General features: G+C 40.6%; 13 protein-coding genes. 5 read left to right on the top strand and 8 right to left on the bottom strand.

The features are described 5' to 3' along the window. Positions 1-61: 61 nt before the first annotated feature. From J7338_RS00905 to J7338_RS00880, 6 genes are all read right to left on the bottom strand, one after another. Positions 62-544: a GNAT family N-acetyltransferase gene (locus J7338_RS00905; protein WP_210794727.1), complete on the bottom strand. Its 483-nt coding sequence runs from the start codon at positions 542-544 to the stop codon at positions 62-64. A gap of 21 nt (positions 545-565) precedes the next feature. Continuing rightward, complete coding sequence (locus tag J7338_RS00900) at positions 566-5,314, bottom strand: PAS domain-containing protein (protein WP_210794725.1); 4,749 nt, start codon at positions 5,312-5,314, stop codon at positions 566-568. 107 nt (positions 5,315-5,421) lie between these two features. Then, complete coding sequence (locus J7338_RS00895) at positions 5,422-8,562, bottom strand: efflux RND transporter permease subunit (protein WP_210794723.1); 3,141 nt, start codon at positions 8,560-8,562, stop codon at positions 5,422-5,424. 11 nt (positions 8,563-8,573) lie between these two features. Continuing rightward, a complete protein-coding gene (locus J7338_RS00890; protein WP_210794721.1) occupies positions 8,574-9,803 on the bottom strand; it encodes an efflux RND transporter periplasmic adaptor subunit in 1,230 nt (409 codons plus the stop codon). Next, positions 9,800-11,059: a TolC family protein gene (locus tag J7338_RS00885; protein WP_210794718.1), complete on the bottom strand. Its 1,260-nt coding sequence runs from the start codon at positions 11,057-11,059 to the stop codon at positions 9,800-9,802. Before J7338_RS00885 ends, J7338_RS00890 begins: the two co-directional genes overlap by 4 nt. A 53-nt stretch (positions 11,060-11,112) precedes the next feature. Further along, positions 11,113-11,493, bottom strand: a complete 381-nt coding sequence (locus J7338_RS00880) for a hypothetical protein (protein WP_210794714.1) — start codon at positions 11,491-11,493, stop codon at positions 11,113-11,115. Between the two features lie 166 nt (positions 11,494-11,659). Here J7338_RS00880 and J7338_RS00875 point away from each other — a divergent pair, with 166 nt between their 5' ends. From J7338_RS00875 to bfr (J7338_RS00855), 5 genes are all read left to right on the top strand, one after another. Further along, positions 11,660-12,523: a cation diffusion facilitator family transporter gene (locus J7338_RS00875; protein ID WP_210794712.1), complete on the top strand. Its 864-nt coding sequence runs from the start codon at positions 11,660-11,662 to the stop codon at positions 12,521-12,523. A 413-nt stretch (positions 12,524-12,936) separates the two neighbouring features. Beyond that, positions 12,937-13,218, top strand: coding sequence for a hypothetical protein (locus J7338_RS00870; RefSeq protein WP_210794710.1), 282 nt, complete (start codon positions 12,937-12,939; stop codon positions 13,216-13,218). 122 nt (positions 13,219-13,340) lie between these two features. After that, a complete protein-coding gene (locus tag J7338_RS00865) occupies positions 13,341-15,479 on the top strand; it encodes a TonB-dependent receptor (protein ID WP_210794707.1) in 2,139 nt (712 codons plus the stop codon). Between the two features lie 232 nt (positions 15,480-15,711). Further along, on the top strand, positions 15,712-16,185 hold the full coding sequence (gene bfr / locus J7338_RS00860; protein WP_149980077.1) for a bacterioferritin: 474 nt from the start codon (positions 15,712-15,714) through the stop codon (positions 16,183-16,185). A 10-nt stretch (positions 16,186-16,195) separates the two neighbouring features. Further along, complete coding sequence (gene bfr, locus J7338_RS00855; protein ID WP_210794705.1) at positions 16,196-16,660, top strand: bacterioferritin; 465 nt, start codon at positions 16,196-16,198, stop codon at positions 16,658-16,660. 95 nt (positions 16,661-16,755) lie between these two features. Here bfr (J7338_RS00855) and J7338_RS00850 read toward each other — a convergent pair whose 3' ends face one another. Together J7338_RS00850 and J7338_RS00845 are read right to left on the bottom strand one after the other, a co-directional pair. Next, the gene (locus J7338_RS00850) at positions 16,756-16,950 is read right to left on the bottom strand and encodes a (2Fe-2S)-binding protein (RefSeq protein WP_210794703.1); all 195 of its coding nucleotides are present in this window, start codon (positions 16,948-16,950) and stop codon (positions 16,756-16,758) included. A gap of 351 nt (positions 16,951-17,301) precedes the next feature. After that, positions 17,302-20,769 carry an ATP-binding protein gene (locus J7338_RS00845; protein ID WP_210794701.1) on the bottom strand — a complete coding sequence of 1,156 codons (3,468 nt, stop codon included), beginning with the start codon at positions 20,767-20,769 and terminating at the stop codon, positions 17,302-17,304. Position 20,770 lies beyond the last annotated feature (1 nt).

The following is a 20,770-nucleotide window of genomic DNA, read 5'->3' as shown; positions in this document are numbered from 1 at the left end:
TTTAATTTACACATCGGAACAACCTAATGCAAATGATTTTTATTTATATTAGCCTTTAGTTTTATTTCTCTGCAAAATCAATCAAGGCTTGCCCAGATAATCGATAAATAATCCATTCGTTTTGTGGCTCTGCTCCTATACTATTGTAAAAGTCGATAGCTGGTTGATTCCAATCAAGTACCACCCATTCAAAACGTCCACAGTCTTTTGCCAATGCTTGACGTGCTAAATGTTGCATTATCAACTTGCCCGCACCTTTACCACGGCTATCTGGGCTGACATAAAGGTCTTCCAAATACAGGCCATTTTTGCCAAGCCATGTAGAATAATTATAAAAATAAACGGCAAAACCAATTGGTGTATCGCCCTCGAAACAAATTACACTGTGTGCTGTGGCGCTTTCACTAAACAACGTGTTTAAAATTGCCTGCTCATCGGTTTTAACCGCATCAGGTTCTTTTTCATACACCGCAAGCTCAGTGATAAAGTGTAAAATAGTGGCTGCATCTGCAGGGACTGCGCCTCTTAAAATAATATCAGTCATAAACTCTCTTTATTACTTTGGTTAATACTGCTCGAGTTTATCCTTGAGCGTTTGTAATTGAATCGGTTTAGCAAGGTAATCATCCATACCAGAGGCTAAACACTGCTCTTTATCTTCACCCATCGCATTAGCCGTTAACGCTATAATGGTAATGTGCTGATGTTTACTGCCAGCCTGCCCTGATCGAATCGCGCGAGTGGCATCAAAACCGTCCATAATCGGCATTTGGCAATCCATCAAAATCAAGTTAAAACGCCCCACGGGTGCTGCTTGTAAAATGTCGAGCGCATGTTGACCATTTTCCGCTAAGGTGACTTCATAATTTAATTTGCCTAACATTAACTTAGACACTTGTTGATTAATAAGGTTATCTTCAACTAACAAAATATGTCGGCTTTTCTCATAACTGCCACGCAGCGATGAAATATAACTTGATGTAACTAAAGGTAAATCGGCGCTACCACCACCGTGAGCGATGACGGCCATGGCACTGATCAAATCTGCCGTGGTGATTGGTTTTGGAAAATACGCTTGGAACCCTGCATCACTAAAACACTGTGCTCCTTCCATGCCTGCAATGCTGGTCATCATTACTAATGGCATTGCTTTAAAATCATCATCAGCTTTTAGCTTTCGACACAGTGTTAAACCATCCATTCCTGGCATTTGCATATCCAACACAGCAATATCATACAAATTAAGATTATCCGCGAGGCGTTTTTCACATAACTGCAAGGCTTGTTCTGCATTACAGGCAAGCTCTACTTTAGCGCCCCAATGAGCAAGCTGTTGGCTTATAACAATCCGGTTGGTTTCGTTATCATCAACCACTAATATAGTGAGCTTGGTCATATCTATACTCGGTATACTGCACTCAGTTTCACTTCCTGCCTCTAACATCACTGTCGCGGTAAACTCACAACCATGCCCTACCTCACTGACTAACGTAACTTCTCCACCCATTAGCTCACACAATTGTTTACTAATCGCCAAACCTAATCCGGTGCCACCATATTCACGCGTAGTCGAAGCATCTACTTGCGAAAATGGGCTGAATAAATCTTTTTGCTTGGTTAGATCAATTCCGATGCCGGAGTCTTTTACACTAATACTGAGCTGATATTGTTGCTCAACAGGAGTTACTGATGCGCGGATCACGACTTCACCTTGCGCAGTAAACTTAACAGCGTTACTCAGTAAATTAGTCAACACTTGACGAATACGCCCTGGATCGCCTTTAAAATGTGTTGGCACCACCGCCACTAAATCAAGAATAATTTCGATGCCTTTATCTTGCGCCGCAAGGGCTTGAGATTCCGCCACCTCTCCGAGCAAGTTACAGACATTGAAGTTGATACTTTCTAGCTCTATTTTACCTGCTTCAACTTTTGAAAAATCTAAAATATCATTGATCACCGATAGCAACGAATGCGCGCTATTTTTAGCTATCGCTACTTTAGTTTGCACCGGCTTTGGCAGGGTTTCGAGTCCGATCAGCTCAAGCATACCCAACACCCCATTCATTGGGGTGCGGATTTCATGACTCATGGTCGCTAAAAACTGACTTTTTGCGGTTGCAGCGGCATTGGCTTTGACTAATGCAATTTTCAGCTCTTCGGCGGTTTGCTTACGCCTTTGCGACATTAACACGCTGCCAACCAAGGTCGCTAATGAGCGTAAATAAGTTTCTTCATTTTGGCTCCAACAGCGATAGCTACCGACACTTTCCGCACAGAGCACCCCTAAAATACCCTCACCGGTAGATATAACGGCATCGAGCATCGAATTAATATTTAATGGTGTTGTGTAAGTGTCAATCAATTCGGCGGTTGCCGGATGGCAATTAACATCATTAATTGCCACTAAACCTTGTGCAAATATTGCTTTGTAATAAGCGGGAGATTCGCTCGCTTTAAGCACTAAAGGCTGGTCAACAAAACCTTGCTGATCGATAAATAAACTCACGCACGTCATTTCATCGCTAGCTTCGTCAAATACCCACACTGCTGAGCGTTGCACATCAAGTACTTCACACATTGACTGCGCAACTAAGTTTTTCACCTCATCAAAATTACCCGCCAACACTTGCGGTGACACTGTTAAACTTGCCAAGTTTTTGTTGTATTGATTGGCTTTCTCACTTTCCAATTCAAGGTGCTTATAAGTATCTATATTTTGGAATGAACCATAAACACGGATACAACGACCATTCTTAAATTCTGCTTGGCCAATTGATTTAACCCAGCATTCATTTCCAAGGGCCGTAACGATGATTAATTCAATTTCCCAACTGCTCCCTGTTGTTACCGCCTCTTCAAATAACTGGCCGATCCTTTCTCGGTGCTCACCTTGTTTATAAAAATCCAGCACCTGGGCTATAACTGGTTGGTAGTCTTCGGCTACTTCATGAATTGCTTTAACTTCATCTGACCAGTACATGCTATTTGTTTCTAAATCCACTTCCCAGGCACCAATTTGGCCTTGTTTACTCATCGCTTCAAGCAGACTTTGCTGGCGGTAAAGTTGCGATTGAGTATGATAACGCTCGGTTATATCATGAATAAAACCATCTAAATACAGGACGTTGCCTGCCAGATCATACACGGCTTGACCTTTTTCATGCACCCAATGAATACTGCCGTCAGAAGCGATCAAACGGTACTCCAATGACCATGGCTGATGAGCATCAATATCGGCCTTCACTTTCTCAGCCACGCTTGCTGCATCATCTGTATGAATTAATTCAACAAAGTTCAACTTATGGTTATCAACTAAATCATTTGGTTCATAACCGGTGATGACTTTTATTTGTTCACTCAAATAGAGCATGCTCCATTGTTCATCATATTTACACCGATAAACAATCCCTGGAATATTGCCAACCAGAGACACAAATCGATCGCGACTTTGTTGCAGTTGTGCTTCTGTTTCTTTTCGCTCGGTAATATCAAGGTGAGTACCTATCATTCGTTTGGCAGAGCCATCACTATTATATTCAACAACTCGACCTGTGGTTAGCACCCACACCCAATGTCCGAGACGATGCAACATACGAACTTCGCAGACATAATAATCGCTCTCACCTGCAAAATGCTGCTCTAAAAGCTGCCCTGAAGTAACAAGATCATCTGGATGAGTATAGTTGTTCCATGTATTAACATCAGTTGGTTGTAGTTCTTCTAATTTATAACCGATAATACTCGCCCAGCGATTATTAAAATACGCTTTGCCGGTATCTACATACCAATCCCAAATCCCTACTGCAGTGCTGTCCAACACTAATTGTAGTTGTGTTTTATGTTGTTCAAGTTCTAACTCTTGTAGTTTTAATGCTGTGATGTCGGTGCGAATAGCGATATAACTTTGGGGCTTGCCCTGTTCATCTAAAAAAGGCGCAACTGTGGTATCAACCCAATAAAAAGCGCCATTTTTCGCTCGATTACAGATTTGAGCGTGCCAAACCTTGCCCTGTTTAAGGGTTTTGTACATGCCTTTAAAAAAGCCTTTAAGATGGACACCTGAATTTAACAAACGATGATTTTGACCAATTAATTCGCTTTGGCTATAACCACTAATTTCACAAAACTTTCTATTTACAAAAGTAATTTTTCCTTTTATATCAGTCACTGCCACAATAGCATGCTCATCAAGTGCACTTTTTTGTTCCGCTAATTGCTTTAAGGCAAGCTGAAGCGCTGTGCTTTGATGTTCTAACCGTTTTTGCTGCTGTACTTTACTACTGACTAAGTGTTCTAGATCAATCGACAGCTGATGTAACTCACTGCTGTCGTCGAGAATAGGAATATTGGTACGTTCACCTCGAGTGATTTCAGCACTGGCATTGGCAAGGCTAATAAACGGACGAGATAAACGTCGCCCAAACCACCACGATAAGGTTAAGATCACTAAAAATGCAAAACTATTGGCAAGCACAGCTACATACTTATAATCACTGGCACTTTGCAACATCACGGCAGCAGGCTTTTCAACCAATAACTGCCAGCCTGTGGCGTTTGCAAAATTCAAGTCAGTTAAAATGGCGTAATGCAACGTATTATCTGTTTTGTGATAGGTAAAAACATGCTCAGTCTTTGCCGAATTAGTAAAATAATCAGCTTTTGGTAATACACTCGGGTGTAATTGGACACCTTTGATTTCACCTGCTTTCACAATAAAGAAAGTTAGTCCCTCATTCTTATTATGAATATGTTCTAAATTATCGAGTAAACCTCGAAAGTTAACATCAACTAATATTATTGCGTGTAAGCCCCGTTGTTTATCTACCATCGGTAACGCAACAAAATGATGTGGTTCTACACCCATTGAAGATATGAATACACTTTTCTGTCCTTGCTCTATTGCCGCCAACATTGCGATTAGCTGATCGCGGTGTAAAGCTGAAAACACCCCGTTATTAACTGGGTTTGGGGTATTTAAGGGATCGAAAATAATATGAATTTCATTGACAAAATCATATCGGTCAACAAACTCATCAATCAGTAGCCGTTTATTTAGTTGGCTATGACTTAGTTGATCATTTAATAGATATAGGTCTTTAATGTGATCTGCAAACCAAATATTCGCAAATTGCTTACCAATACTGCTTAATTCACTAAGTTCAGTTTGGGCACTTTTTTCAAGGGAGTTGCTTACATGTTGAAGACTAAACCAAGACATTAAAAATAATGGTGCTAGCGCAATGACAATAAAAGTAACAATCAGTTTCGTCCGTATAGATTGGCTTTTATTTTTTAACAGGCCATTCAGCATTGTATTCCCATAATCAACTTTTTATTGTTTTAGAAACTTACTTATATTAATGCACTAAATAACACAAGACGCAAGTTTATGCGCCTTGTGTGAGGTCATTTACAACACTATTTATTAATCCTATGTGTACGGTAGAACTGCTGACTAAATTGAGCGTAGAGTACCGGCAATACAAATAAGGTAAGAAAGGTTGCGGTAAATAATCCGCCAACAATAACCGTTGCTAATGGTTTTTGAATTTCAGCGCCGCTCCCTGTAGATATCAACATGGGTATCAAACCAAGCGCAGAGGTTAACGCCGTCATTAGTACGGGTCGTAGCCGAGATAGTGCACCATTAAATGCAGCTGTATCTAAACTATCACCATTTTTCACGCGGTTATTAATACTCTCAACCATCACCACACCATTAAGCACCGCCACACCAAATAAGGTAATAAAACCTACCGAACTTGGCACTGATAAATATTGCCCTGAAACGTAAAGTGCAACCACACCACCAATCACCGCTAATGGCACATTGACTAAGATAAGTAATGCTTGACTCATCGAGCCAAATGCAAAATACAAAAGTAATGCAATCAAAGCCAGCGAAATAGGCACCACGATAGATAAACGCTGCTGCGCCCGTTGTTGGTTTTCAAATTGACCACCAATACTAATGCCATAACCTGGCGGTAAATCAACTTGCTCAGCTATGGCAAGGCGCATATCCGCAACCACAGAGCCCATATCGCGCCCTTGTACATTGGCTTGGATCACTACTCGGCGCTGAACGTCATCACGGCGCACTTGTGGCGGACCAGATTCAATATTAACCGTTGCGACATCTCCAACCCTCACCATGGCACCTGTCGGTGATAACAAACGTAGATCTGCAATGGCTTCAGGGCTGTCACGAAACTCTGCCCCAATGCGCACATAAATATCATAGCGCTCATTGGCATTAATAATTTGCCCTGCTGCAGTGCCGCCAATGCCATCTTGCACTATCGACATTAAATCCCCCACAGATAAACCATAGCGAGAAAGTGCTAAGCGGTTCGGTTTGATCACTAATTGTGCTTCACCAGCAATTTGTTCCATTGCCACATCTTTAGCGCCAGCAACGTCTTTTACAGCTTGCTCAATTTGTTGCCCTTTAGCGACTAACACATCTAAATCAGCACCAAACAGCTTAATCGCCAATTGCGCTTTCACCCCTGATAGTAGCTCATCCACCCGCGTGGCTATCGGCTGTGAAAAGTTAAACAATAAACCAGGAAACTGCGCTAATTTTTGTTCCATTAACACTTGCAGTTGTGCACGATTAGCCGCGGATCGCCATTCACTCACCGGCTTTAAACCTAAGTAAATTTCGATATTATTAACTGGCTCTGGATCCCCCCCGACTTCTGGGCGACCAATTCGGCTAAGCGCATACTCAACTTCAGGAAAGGCCAACAGTATCGATTCCAATTTAGGAGCGACCATTAATGCCGTATCCAAGCTCGCCGAAGGTGCCAATGTTATCCGTAAGTTAATAGTGCCTTCTTCAAGCTCTGGCACAAACTCAGTGCCTAGTTGCGGCAATAAGATACCAGCAATCACCACTAATATTCCCGCCAGCGAGATCACCGTTTTACGTGCGTTCATTGCCCAGCGCAAACATGTTTGATAGGTTTTATCTAATGGCTCAAGTAATACACTGCGCCTAACTATGACACCTTTAGAAAATAAATACACTGCCATTGCAGGCACGATCACTAGCGCAACAATCACAGCAGCAATAATAGCTAACATGATACTTATAGCCATTGGCTGGAATAATTTAGCTTCTACGCCTTCAAAACTAAACAGCGGCATAAACACCACTAAAATAATTAGTGCAGCAAAAAATACCGGCCTAGCAACTTCTTTAGCCGCCATAGTGATCAATTTAGCCGGTGAGTGATCAGCATCAGTATTGTTAGTTAAGTGGCGAAAAATATTTTCCACCATCACCACCGAGCCATCCACCAGCATACCAATTGCCACAGCAATACCGCCGAGTGACATCAAATTAGCCGAGAGCCCTAACCACGACATGACACATAAAGCCATGCTAATGGAGATTGGTATAGACAATAAAACCAATAATGTGGCGCGTAAATTCATTAAAAATAACGCCAGCACAACCACAATAAATACAAACGCTAATAGCAAGGCATCCACCACAGTATCAACCGCTTTGGTGATCAAATCAGCTTGGTCATATAACGGTTCAAACGTTACTCCCTCTGGTAGTGCTTGATTGATCATCGCAATCCGCGCGCTAATACCATCAATGGTTTGCTTGGTATTTGCACCAATGCGCTTTAATACCACTCCTGTTACCACTTCGCCCAGCGATGTAATATTACCATCGACATCTTTTGTACTCATGGTCGCCGCACCTTGGCGAATTTCACTGCCAAGCGTCACCTCAGCCACATCGGCAATGGTGATCACTGTGCCATTAATGGTTTTTAATGGCGTTTGTGCTATTTCTTGCAGCCCTTGAGTGCCGGCATTAAACCAACCAGTACCACGAATAACTAATTGCTCTTGGCCACGGTTCATATACCAGCCACCAACATTGGTGTTGTTTTCTTCCAGTGCAGTTACAACTTGCTGCTGATCTAATTGATAAGCCAATAACTTATTTGGATCCAGATTGACTTGATATTGACGCACATCACCACCGAACGATAGCACTTCGGTGACCCCATCAACGGGTAAAATGAGTAACTTCACAATCCAATCGTTTAAGCTGCGCAGCGCCATACTGTCCAAGCCAGATTCAGGCGATGCCGCTAATAAGTATTGGTAAACCTGCCCGAGTCCTGAGGTATTCGGCCCCATTTCTGGCAAGCCAATACCTTCCGGGATCAGCTCTTTTGCTGCTTGCAGGCGTTCAAATACCAGTTGGCGGGCAAAATAGATATCCACCCCTTCTTTAAACACCACAGTAACACCAGAAAGCCCCGTTTTAGAAATCGAACGAACTTGCTCTACATCAGGTAATGCATACATGACCGCTTCAATTGGGTAAGTGATCAGCTGCTCAACTTCAACGGCAGCCAAACCTGGTGCTTCGGTATTAACAGCCACTTGCACATTGGTAACATCAGGAAAAGCATCAAGGTTGAGTTTTGGGATCACCACAACACTGGCGACAATGAATACACAAAGAGTCAGAAAAACCAGTAGTCGATTAGCAATCGCACTATCTATTATATTATTAAACATAGTGTTAGCTCCTAATGGTTGTGCGGATCAAAACCGCCTTTAGCTTGTTCTGATGCGACAAAAAAAGCTCCTTGAGTTACGACTTTAGTGCCCTCAGCCAATCCTTTAATTTCACGAAGCTGACCAAACCGTCGGCCACGTTCAATTTCAGTTGCTATAAGTTCACCGTCTTCATCTTGCACATATACCGCCCAATCACCATCAGGGTTCCTAAGTAGAGCTTGCTCTGGTACTGCCAACACTTGTTGCTCAGTTGAAAATTCAAAATACACGTCACTAAACATCCCTGGGTGTAATTGATGCTGGCTGTTTTGCACACTTAAACGCACAATCCGCGAACGAGTGATCTGATCTATAGTGTGTGCTTCTTGGATCACCTTGGCCGGGTATATAAATTGATTCACTTTCACTTGCGCTATTGTGCCTGTATCTATATTAATGGTCTGATTTGCTGACAATTGTGCTTCAACCCACAGTAGACTTTCATCAGCAATCAGCATCAGTTCAATTCCTGCATCGACCCGCTGCCCTTGTGCAAAATTATCACTGAGCACAGCTCCTGACGTACCTGCAAATAATGTGTACTCACCCAGTTTATCGGCTGGGCTGACCGCACTTTGCGCAATTGCTTTAGCCGATAAACCAAACGCTACCAGCTGGCTCTGCGCCACTTCATATTCAGCCTTGGCTGTGAGTAAGCGTTTTTCGCTCACCGTACCTTTGCCCATTTTTTGCACCCGCTGCCACTGCGCCTTAGCTAACCGGTAAGTGGTTTGCGCACTGGCGACCTCGGCACTAAATAAAGTCACTAACGGTGCGCCTGCTTGAATATGTTGCCCCAAGGTTGCGTGACGTTTCACCACAATTGAATCTACTCGTGGCGACAACACATAGCTGCTATAACCATTAGCTTTGATTTCACCAGGGGCATACAACTGCGCTTGATACGTACGTTTCACTAATGGGCTGATCTGCACATTTGCTAAACGCATTTGTGTCGGGGTTAAACGTACCCCACCTGCTTGATCATGTTCAACATTCTCACTCAGTTGTACTGCTGTGGTAGCATTATGATCAGGGGCTGCATCTGGTGTATGAGCATGCGAAGCGTGCGGTGCTTCTTCACTGTGTTGATGGTCTGTTTTTGTATCATCAAACTCTTGTGGAGCAACAGTGGTTGCCTGTGCTAAATTGCTAAAAATAAATAGCAGAGCAGAAAAAGTAATTTTTAAGCGCGTCATAATGCAGCTCCATCAGTTAGGGGATCCGTAAAGGTAGAAATATAATGGCTAAGTTGCCCACTTTGCGTTAACCAATTAACGCTTGCTAATTGGCTTTGTTGAACAATTTCAATGCCAGCAAGTAATCCAGAAATACGCTGTTGGCGCATAGTTAGGTACTCGGCGGTACTAATATCACCGCTTTGCCATTGTTGCTCTATCAACGCAAGGCTACTATCTGCATTTGCTTGGTTAATCGTCTGCCAACGTTTAACGCGCTGAGCGTACGCTTGCATCACCTCTTTACTGGCTTGTGCTTGAAACGCCATGGTGCGCTTTAAAGCTTGATATTCAGCTTCTTTTGACATCGCCATCAATTCAGCGGCTTGGTATTCATCACTAAAATTATTCATTATATTCAGCGGCATAGAAAAACTAACAGAGACAAGGTTCTCATCACCACTTTTACCTGCAACAAGCCCAATGGTTGGTTTGATGGCTCGCTCTGCTTTGATCACCTTTACTTGCTGACGCTGTTGTTGCCATTGTGATTTCACCAGCAAAAGTTGTGGATGTTGGACCACATTTTCAGTATCTGAATTGAGCTTAATACCATTGAGTAACTGTTCAGGTGTCAGCTGCCCGTCTTCGTGCCACGTTGGTAACAGTGCCTGCACAGCTAATTTAGCATCGGCATAAGCACTGGCTTGTTGGGCGGTTTGATTCAAAATTTCTGATAGTGAGTACAACGCTAATTGTTCATCCAGCAACCCGACTTCTCCAGCCGCTCGACGGCGCTTAACCACGGTAACTAAACGCTCTAATTGCAGTTCTTGCTGTTGCGCTAACTGAAAGGCTGCTTTACTACTGCGCCAATTGATAAGGGCGATCAGGGTTTGTTCAACTAATTGTAAATATGTTAATTGCAAACGCTGCTGCTGCGCAACCAATGTAAGTTGCGCCGCACTATGTTGTGCCTGTTGTTGATCATTAATATCAAGTGTTTGGCTCAGCCCAAGAGTAAAGTTATTAGCATCGCCTTCTTTTTCAATACTCGACTCAAGGTTTGGATTATATAGAGATTGCCCTGCGGCTCGCACAGATGCAGTGGCACTTTGCAGCTGCTGAAAATCAGCCTGTAAATTTGGGTGTTGTTTTAATTGCGACAACAACCAGGTTAAATCGCCGGTATTATGCGTTGGCGCAGCCAATGCCGGCGGTGCAGCTAATACAGTCGCACACAGGCAAGCAAACCCAAATGATTTGTATAAATTCATAACGTATACTCTTACTAAATAAATCGGTGACCATGATGTTGGCCAGCTAAAAATTAACTTAGTGAGTAAATAATTGGAGGGCGTAGATCGGGAATAAGCAGACGTGAATCAAATGCAGGGGCGTTCAAACTAATAATATCGTAGTTTGGTAAATTGACATGCTGCTGCCACGGCTCAGTAAAAAATACGGGGATATGACAAACATGACAATGCGCATCATCGGCGTTATCAGCTAAAGCTTGGCTTAATTGCTGATGCTGCAGTTGGTGAATATCATGATCGTTATTGACAGAGCAGTGTTCGTCTAATTGATTTTGTTGATGTAATAATTGCGAGGTTATATTAATAGCTGCGTAATGATCAGCCACGTCAAAACTATCCAGCACAGGCTGAAGTAGTACAAACGCTAAAATTAACAACACTAATTGCTTCAAGCAATATATCCTTTGAACGATTTCCAAGCTAACTTAACACATCTTTCCCTTACTGAGAAGTACTTAGCCGCCCACCACAGATGCCAACATTATGTTGCTGGCTAATTCAGCCATGCTCATTTAATATTGTAGTATCAATATAATAATAACTTAGGTAATGCCGTATATGGCTCATCAACATTCTCACAGTCATCACAATGACGACCAAAGTGATCGCCAGTTAGGCTTCGCTGTTTTTATCAATGTGCTACTTACTATTGCCCAAGTTGTTGGCGGTCTCATCTCTGGCAGTCTGTCTTTAATTGCCGATGCGCTGCATAATCTCAGTGATGCAGCGGCTATTTTTATCGCATTAATCGCCCGTAGAATTGGTAATAAACCGGCTAACGACCACTATCATTTTGGTTATAAACGTGCAGAAATTTTAGCCACCTTGTTAAACAGCAGCACCTTAATCATTATTGGTGGATTTTTAATACTAGAAGCCATTGACAGCTATTTTAACCCAACCCCAATCGATGGCTGGATTGTAGTCTGGGTGGCAGCATTAGCATTGGTAATTGATGTTGCGACGGCGGTGTTGACCTTTCGTGCGGGGGCTAAAAATAGCATGAATATTCGCGCTGCATTTATTCATAATGTGTCTGATGCAATGGCCTCGATCGTGGTAATTGTGGCAGGTACCTTAATTATTCTCTATCAATGGTATATTGTTGATTTGATTGCCACAGTATTCATTTCAGCATATGTTATTTATCATGGGGTACTATTACTGGTTGATAGTTGCAAAATTCTTATGCAAGCTGCGCCCAATGACTTTAACCGTGAAGCAATCACTAATGCGTTACAAAAACACTTTACAATTAGCCAAGTACACAGCATTAAAGCCTGGCAACTTGATGATAAAACAACCTATTGTGAACTGATGATCATAGCTACACAGCCACTTGATATTGATGCAATTAAAGACTATTTACACCATAAATTTGCCATTGAGCAATGTATTATTGAATATAAACAACCACAATAACAAACCATGGTGCGGCTATCATTGCATTTAACTGGATTTTTATTGAAAACAGCTCGCGTACTCATTTAATACTGACATTAGTTAGTGGGCTGTTTTTGATCTGTTTAAGCATCACCGGCGCTATTTTAATTTACGCAATATTGGACAGTAATCCCGCAATCAACACCACAGGTCAAGCCCTGCAATCTTACGATGCCTCAAAGGCCAACCTCACAACTCACGCCAATCTTACCTTTCAAATAACTGCCGTTCCTGACTCGATGTAAATGTACTTTTTGCCTTGTGGCACTGCATACTTTAAACAAGTGACGTTGCTTTATTTTTCCTATTTTAGCTCCTAAAATTAATCGTACCCATTACATTAAATTAATCACTTATTAGCGCATCAGGAAAAAAGCTTAAGGACGAGAGCTATGAAAAGTGTTCTATTATTATTTATAATCAACTACCTGTGTTTTTTTATAGCAGCCGAGTTTTTTACTGGCACCTTGAGCAAACTATCAGGTAATAGCTTTCTCTCAGTGATAGGACTCATTTATGCCTTTGTGGGTTTTCCACTCCAGCTACTTATTGAACTACTACTGCTTATTGGCTTTTGTTATCAAATTTTTAATGTCGGAAAATATCAAGCAAGTGCGCCGCTTTGGTTGGCATTTTTTGCAAGCATAATGCTGATGTTTAACTTTTTTGAATAGCAAAAAAACAAAATGCAATTGATAATAACTATCAATACCCTTGCCTTTACACTTCTTTACACTTATTATTGCGCCAATAAAAACAGCAATATCTCATAATTACATAGTCGTAAAGGATCTTCATGTTTAAAACCTCTTTCACTTTATTAGCCCTCGCTATAAGCACTGCCACTTTTGCCGATGAAGCAATCAATAAAAACCAATTAACCGATACGCAAATGGAGCGTGTGGTTGTCTCTGGTAGCCGTGTTTTTGAAAGCATTGATGAGGTTCCTGCATCAATTACTATTATTAATCAACAGCAAATTGAAGAGCATTTAAAAGTAAATCCTGAGCTACAAAGTTTGCTTGCGCAAATGGTGCCGGGCCTTGCTCCTAATACAGGTAGTTCGAGTAATAGCGGGCAAACGCTGCGCGGTCGTGCACCACTTATAATGATTGACGGCGTGCCGCAATCAACCCCACTGCGTAATGGCTCTTTAGGTATAAAGAGCCTCGACCCAAGTGCCATCGGTCGCATTGAGGTGATCAAAGGTGCCACCTCTATTTACGGTAACGGCGCATCAGGCGGTATTATTAATTACATCACTAAACAAGCAAAAAGTGATGGTAAAACCGAAGGTGAAATAAGTTTATCGAGTCGCTTTAATGCGGTAAAACTAGAGGAAAGTGCCGGTGCAAGGCTATCAGCAGCCATTAATGGCCGTGCTGACAAATTTAGCTATTTAGTTACTGCCAGCTATGAAGAAAATGGCGTACAACGCGATGCCCAAGGTGACATACTCGGTTTACAATATGGTTTATCCGACGCAGTTACACAAAACTACTTTACTAAATTGGGTTATGATTTTGATGACGAAAAACAGCTAAAATTTAGTTATAACTACTTCAGTTCGCAGCAAAAAACTGACCTAGGCGATGTTGCTGGCGATATGAGCTTAGGCGAAAAAACCTACGCAATCCATGTACCACCAGAATTACAAAAACAAGGTAAACCACAAGGCCCCGATGGCAACGAAAATATCACCCTAAAGTACATAGACTACGCGCTATTTGATAACACCCAAATGACCTTAGATCTTTATATGCAAGATATAGAAAACGTGTTTTTCTTCTCCCCAAGCCTTGCTAATCAAGACGAAAATTATGACGGCGGCCAGTCAATTATCAGATCAGAGAAAAAAGGCGCTCGGGCAACATTCAATACCCAGATAGACTTTGACTCTATCGAAGCCTCATTTATTTATGGTATCGATGCATTAACCGATGTGACTTCTCAGCCACTTGTTGATGGCCGTATCTGGGTTCCAGAGATGGATATGCAAAGTGTTGCTGGCTTTTTACAAACCAAATGGGTGATTGCTGATGACCTTATTGTCAAAGCCGGTGTTCGCCAAGAGCGCATTGATTTAAGCGTAGACGATTACCGCACACTTAAATTATGTAAAACACCGACTCAATGTTCAGTGCCTATTAGCGTAAAAGGCGACACCATAGATTACGATGCGACGACCTATAATTTTGGTATTAAATACAACCTTGATGAAAAATTCAGCCCATTTTTAAGCTACTCACAAGGCTCCGATATTTCAGATGTTGGCCGTCTGTTGCGCGCTGCAACGGTAAACGATATTGGACAGATCCAAACGCAAGCCTCGATCATCGACAACTATGAAATTGGTTTTAATTCACAGTTTAATAATGTACGTATTGAAGTTGCCGCCTATCGTAGTACCTCTGAACTTGGCACAACCAATAAATTTAATGAAGTGACCGGCGTATATGAACCTGTGCGAGCACCACAGGAAATTTGGGGCTACGAAACACTGGTAGATTATACAATTTCTGCAAACCTAAAATTACTGGCAACGTATAGCTATGTTGAAGGTAAAAACACCGAAGCAGATGTTTATTTAGGTTCTAAACAGATCAGCCCACCAAAAGCGACAGCTAACCTAAACTGGCAACCTAGTGATGCTATGTCACTAACATTAAGTTACCTGTATGTCGGCGATAGAAAACGCTTTGCAGCAAATGCCGATGGTAAATATGTGGGCGATCAAGGCCCTGTCGAAAGTTATAATATTTTTAACTTAACTGGCCAATACCAGTTTGCCGATAACTGGCAAGGGTTTGCAGGTATCGAAAACTTATTTAACGAAGGTTACTTTCCAGCCCGTGCTCAGTCGTATACCTACGGCGGTTATAACATCAAAGGTTTAGGAACAACAGCAACAGTTGGCGTTAAATATAAATTTTAAGCATCATTAAACTCGTTCATTGCGCTGTGCAATGAACGAGCCTCTATTACCTTACCAATTCAGCCGACTTTAACAGAAATATAAATAGCAATCTGTTCATAAAGCAACCAACAATGCAAACTTAAACGAGAATCACACGCAATATTAACCATATGATTTAAAAGGAAAATACTTGCAATTTTGTGATTTTGCACTAAACTTGTCGCAATTATGAATTTCAAGGTAGGCCGTTATGAAAGGTAATCAAAAAGTTATCGACAGCTTTAACACATTACTTGCAAATGAACTTGCAGCAATCGATCAATATTTTATCCACTCACGCATGTACGATGATTGGGGTTTAGATAAACTTTATGTACGCCTTAATCATGAAATGGAAGAAGAAAAAGATCACGCTGATTGGTTAATTAAGCGTATTTTATTCCTCGAAGGCGTACCAAACATGACCAAACGCCGTGATCTTATTATTGGTCATGATGTTAAATCAATGATGCAAAATGACTTAACCCTTGAGCTTGAAGTCGTTGAATGTGTTAAAGAAGTAATTGCAGTCTGTGAGCAAGAAAAAGACTATCAGTCACGTGAGATCCTTGAAAAGCTATTATTCGATACCGAAGAAGATCACGTTTACTGGCTTGAACAACAACTTGGTTTGATTGATAAAATTGGTAGCCAAAACTATCACCAATCACAAATGGGCGAATAGGAGCTAAATTATGAAAGGCGATAAAGACGTTCTTGCTGCATTAAATAAAATACTGGCAAATGAATTAGTAGCCATTAACCAATATTTTTTGCATGCCCGTATGTTTAAAGATTTTGGTTTTAGCGTATTAGACAAAGCCGATTACAAAACCTCGATTCAAAAAATGAAAAACGCTGACCGCTTAATTGAGCGTATTTTATTTTTAGAAGGCCTACCTAATCTTCAAGATCTTGGCCGTTTACGCATTGGCGAAAACAGCGAAGAAATGATTGCCTGCAACATGAGTTTTGAACTAGATTCATTGGTTGATCTAAAAGATGCGATCAAACTTGCTGAAAGTAAAAAAGATTATATTAGCCGCGAAGCGCTCGATCACATTTTATCTGAGCAAGAAGAGCAAATTGACTGGCTAGAAACGCAACAACTGTTAATTAAAAGCACCGGTATTGAAAACTACCTGCAGTCGCAAATGTAACGCTTGGTTAATACCCAAAAAAGCAGCTTAGGCTGCTTTTTTAGTTTTTATAATACAGATAAATGTCACTGAGATTAAACAATTACCATCAATAGCTACGCCACTTGATCGGTAATATCAGCGATTTGGATAAGTTTACGATTGAGGATCTTTTTAGTACAGCCGCAGCATTTGCCGCACTGGCTACCGACTTTAAGCTCTTTAGTTAGCTCGCGCATTGTAGTCGCGCCTTCGTCGATTGTTTGTTCAATTTTTTTATCTGTCACACCGTGACATAAACAGATATACATGAATACAAACCACTCTCAATAACATTCTAGCTTTCATATTAATCTAAACGTAAACAGTTCGCAATTAATAAACACATAAAATTAAGAATTATTTTTATTTGCTTAATTTCATATAGTTTTAGATGATCACCGCAATCCGGTTATACCAATCGTGTTAAGTTACTGACCATGTATAGCGACAGATAAATACAGTGATAACAAGGCGTAAATTTTGACATGTAATTGTTCTACTTGAAAAAATTACAACGCAGTTAGCGCTTTATTTAGCTCGCTAGAATGGTTAAATATTTAAGTCGATTGGTATTAAGATTTAAGAGGTTGATATGTGCCACTTCATAAAATAGCGCATATCTAAACGTTATTTTCTTCAAGCCATTCATTCATGTCATTCAGTAGCACAGGAAGCAGCTTTTCCAGAAGTGAAAACTCTTTTTCAATATCTAGTTGCCCCTTGCTTGCTTGTAGTTCAATCTCTGCAAACACACTTCTTAGCTTGTCGGCGCTTATCTCACCACATAAACCTTTAAGAGAATGCGCAACTTGGCGAACTTGTTCATAATTACCATCATCGACAAATTCTGTTAGCTGTTTAAATTTCTCTGGTGCTGTTTTAATAAACATAGTACAAATTTTAATAAGCAAAGCTTCTTTGTTAAGTAAACGAGAAAGTGCTGCGCTTTGATCCCATAGCACTTCTTTTTCAACCAAAATGCCAGTTACAGGGGGTACATTCTTTTCGTAATTAGATAATGCCCACTCTATCACTTTAGCTTGCGCTTCATTAGCTTGAATGGGCTTGCTAATATAGTCGTTCATACCAACTGATAAACACTTTTCTTTCTCCCCCATCATGGCGTTAGCGGTCATAGCAATAATAGGTATATTTATAAACTCATTACCAGCATCTCCTGCACGAATTTTCTCACAGGCTTGGTAACCATTTAAGATAGGCATTTGACAATCCATCAAAATACAACGTATTGGCTTTGCTAAGCAACTAAGCTTTAATGCTTCTATTGCTTGTTCACCGTTACTTGCTGTTTTAATGTGAATTGGTAACAAATCAAGTGCGCCAGCTGCTACTGCGATATTTATCTCATTATCATCAACAATTAATATACTACATCCATCAATTTGCTCTAAAATTTGTACTGGTATATCACTGTTTTCGCTTGCTTCTACCGTCAGCAGCTGCAATCGATCAAGCTTACTCAGCGTTAACCCAATCACTCTTAGCAAATCACTTTGTGTGAATGGTTTACTAATTTTCGTGACCTTACTTGAAATACCTTTAGGTAATGGTGATCCTGGCTTATGTAATACGACAATTTTAGCGTTTGAATTATGGTGCATAAAGTCATCAATTATTTGTTCTAACTCACCATTTTTATTGTCTTGTGCATCAAAGAAAATAATGTCATAGGGTTCAGCTGTTACATCAGCTAAATCTTCAAAACTTGAGAGTTCAACATCGCCCCCTTCATGACAAATTAACTGCCCAAGTAACTCTTGATATTCTTTATTACTATTAACAACAAGGGCTTTTTTAGACAAATAAAGTTTGCTCTTTGGTGTATTCTCAACACTATCAATTACTATCTCAAAACTAAACGTACTGCCCTCATTTGGGACCGATCTGACTTTTATGTCGCCCCCCATCATAAGGCATAATTTTTTGCATATTGACAACCCAAGTCCCGTACTGCCAGATCCAACATTAAAAGAGCTATCTGCTTGGTTAAATGCTTTAAACAAGTGCTGCTGGGCGCTATATTCAATGCCTGCGCCTGTATCTTGAACGCTAATAATTAATTTGTGTTTTTGATCCTCGATCTTTTCTAAATCAACTTTGACTTTAATGAAACCACGCTCTGTAAATTTAATCGCATTATGAATTAAATTATTGATTATTTGGGTTAACCTTAATGGATCAGATACTGCTCGCTGGCAATTTAAACCCCGTGTATCAAGATAAACCTCAAGCTCCTTATCAAAGGCCATTATAGAGGACGATTCAACTAAGCCTTCAATCAAATATTTAGGATTAAATGTTTTAAAATTTAATGTAAGTTTACCCGCTTCAATCTTAGACAAGTCCAATATATCGTTTATTAACACGCTTAAATTAGCTGTATTTAACTCCATAGTGCTAATCAGCCTACGTGATTTTTCTGGTAATTCTTCACGCTTTAAAATATTCAATGTGCCAATTACACCATTCAGCGGGGATCTTAGTTGATGACTAATATTTGAAATAAAAGCACTTTTAATATCACTATTTTTGATAGCCTGATCTTTCGCTTCAGCAAGATCTTGCGTTCTGTTTCTAACTTTTGACTCGAGTTCAGAGTTCAAACGTTTTACCTTAACCTCCGCCTCTTTTTCTTTACTAATATCCCTAATAATAAGCGCAAGACCATTGATTACAAGCTGTTCAGAAAATACCGGACTTACAGAAATAGCAAAAAAGTAACATTGCCCATTTACCTCTACGGAGCGTTCATCATGAATTTGTGGTTTCGAGCTTTCTAAACCTGCTATATACGTATCTATGGGTAATTGTTGAAGCAACATCAATTCGCTGGTGTGCCTGCCTATCGATAAAGATCTAGACGTTGATAACAATCGTTCTGCACTAAAGTTAAGGCTGGTTAGTTCGCCTTTAAGATTTAAACCAACAATGGCATCAATTGAACCATCGACAATAGCAGACGATTCTCTACGTGCTTCTGCTAGCATTTGGCTTCTGGTCGTATTTCGATAAGAAGTAATAAGTAATATTACGCTGAAGAAGATAATTACCAATAAAAAACCATACGTTAAAAGCCGTTTATCGCTAATCATAGTATCGATATACTGCTTTGAAATAACCGTACTTAAATTGATATAACTAAACTTTTTCCCTGGTCGCATTTGAACTGTATCGGAACACACATAATATTGATCGCCCGCTTTTTGTTTCAGATCCAGAAGATAAAGTCCTTGGTATCGGATCGGCTGCTCATATAGCGTATCCCATGTGATGTTCGGTGCTAAATCTCTTGTAAAGCGATACTTTTCGTTAGGATGGTATAAAAAGTCGCCTTCAGAGGTGCTGATAATTAGCTGGGAATAGTCAAACACCGAGGCTGTTAATTTTTCAATTAGCGCATTTGCATTCACGTTCATAATTAAGAAAGCAAAACGCTTACCTTCTTCACTGTAAATAGGGATAGAAAGCCGTAACATCGGCTTATATGGAAATGTAACCTCTCCAAACTCGCGATTCAACGACATGGGCGATAAATATATTTGCTTAGCCTCAAGCTGCGAACTCGGTAAAAAGTACAGCTCCCCACTTTTAGGTTGTAATGAATAATCTGCTACAGCCTCGACTGACGCACCTCGACGCTGCACGCGAATAAGCTCTTCCCCTGCGGCTGTAACGGCAATAATGCGCAGTTGCTCAATATTTAAATTATTTTCCATAAAGCCAATAAAAATGGTCTCTAATCGCTCTTTCCACTGTGTATAAGTGGTTCCATCATATGGATCTATTCCATTGTTATAATGAGCTCTTGGCAACCCTGAAATTGGTGGGGTAGAATGCAAAAAACTAATATCCGATTTTGCTCGAGATATAAATGAAGTCACCACTTCTTTTAATCGCAGGTTTGTTGTTGAAAACTCGCTATCTATTTGCATTAGCACATCTTTTTTTACATGCGTTTCAAATAATAAAACCGCCAAAACCAACAACAGACCAAAAAAGAACGTGAGCCACCTAACGAGCGTCGTTGAAGATACAACTGACTTATTTGCTTTCATGGAAATATTCATT

The sequence above is a fragment of the Pseudoalteromonas ostreae genome (assembly GCF_018069805.1).
In the GTDB taxonomy this organism is placed as follows: Bacteria; Pseudomonadota; Gammaproteobacteria; order Enterobacterales; family Alteromonadaceae; genus Pseudoalteromonas; species Pseudoalteromonas ostreae.
Note: the sequence above shows the minus strand (reverse complement) of the source record. Positions and strands in the feature narration are given on the sequence as shown.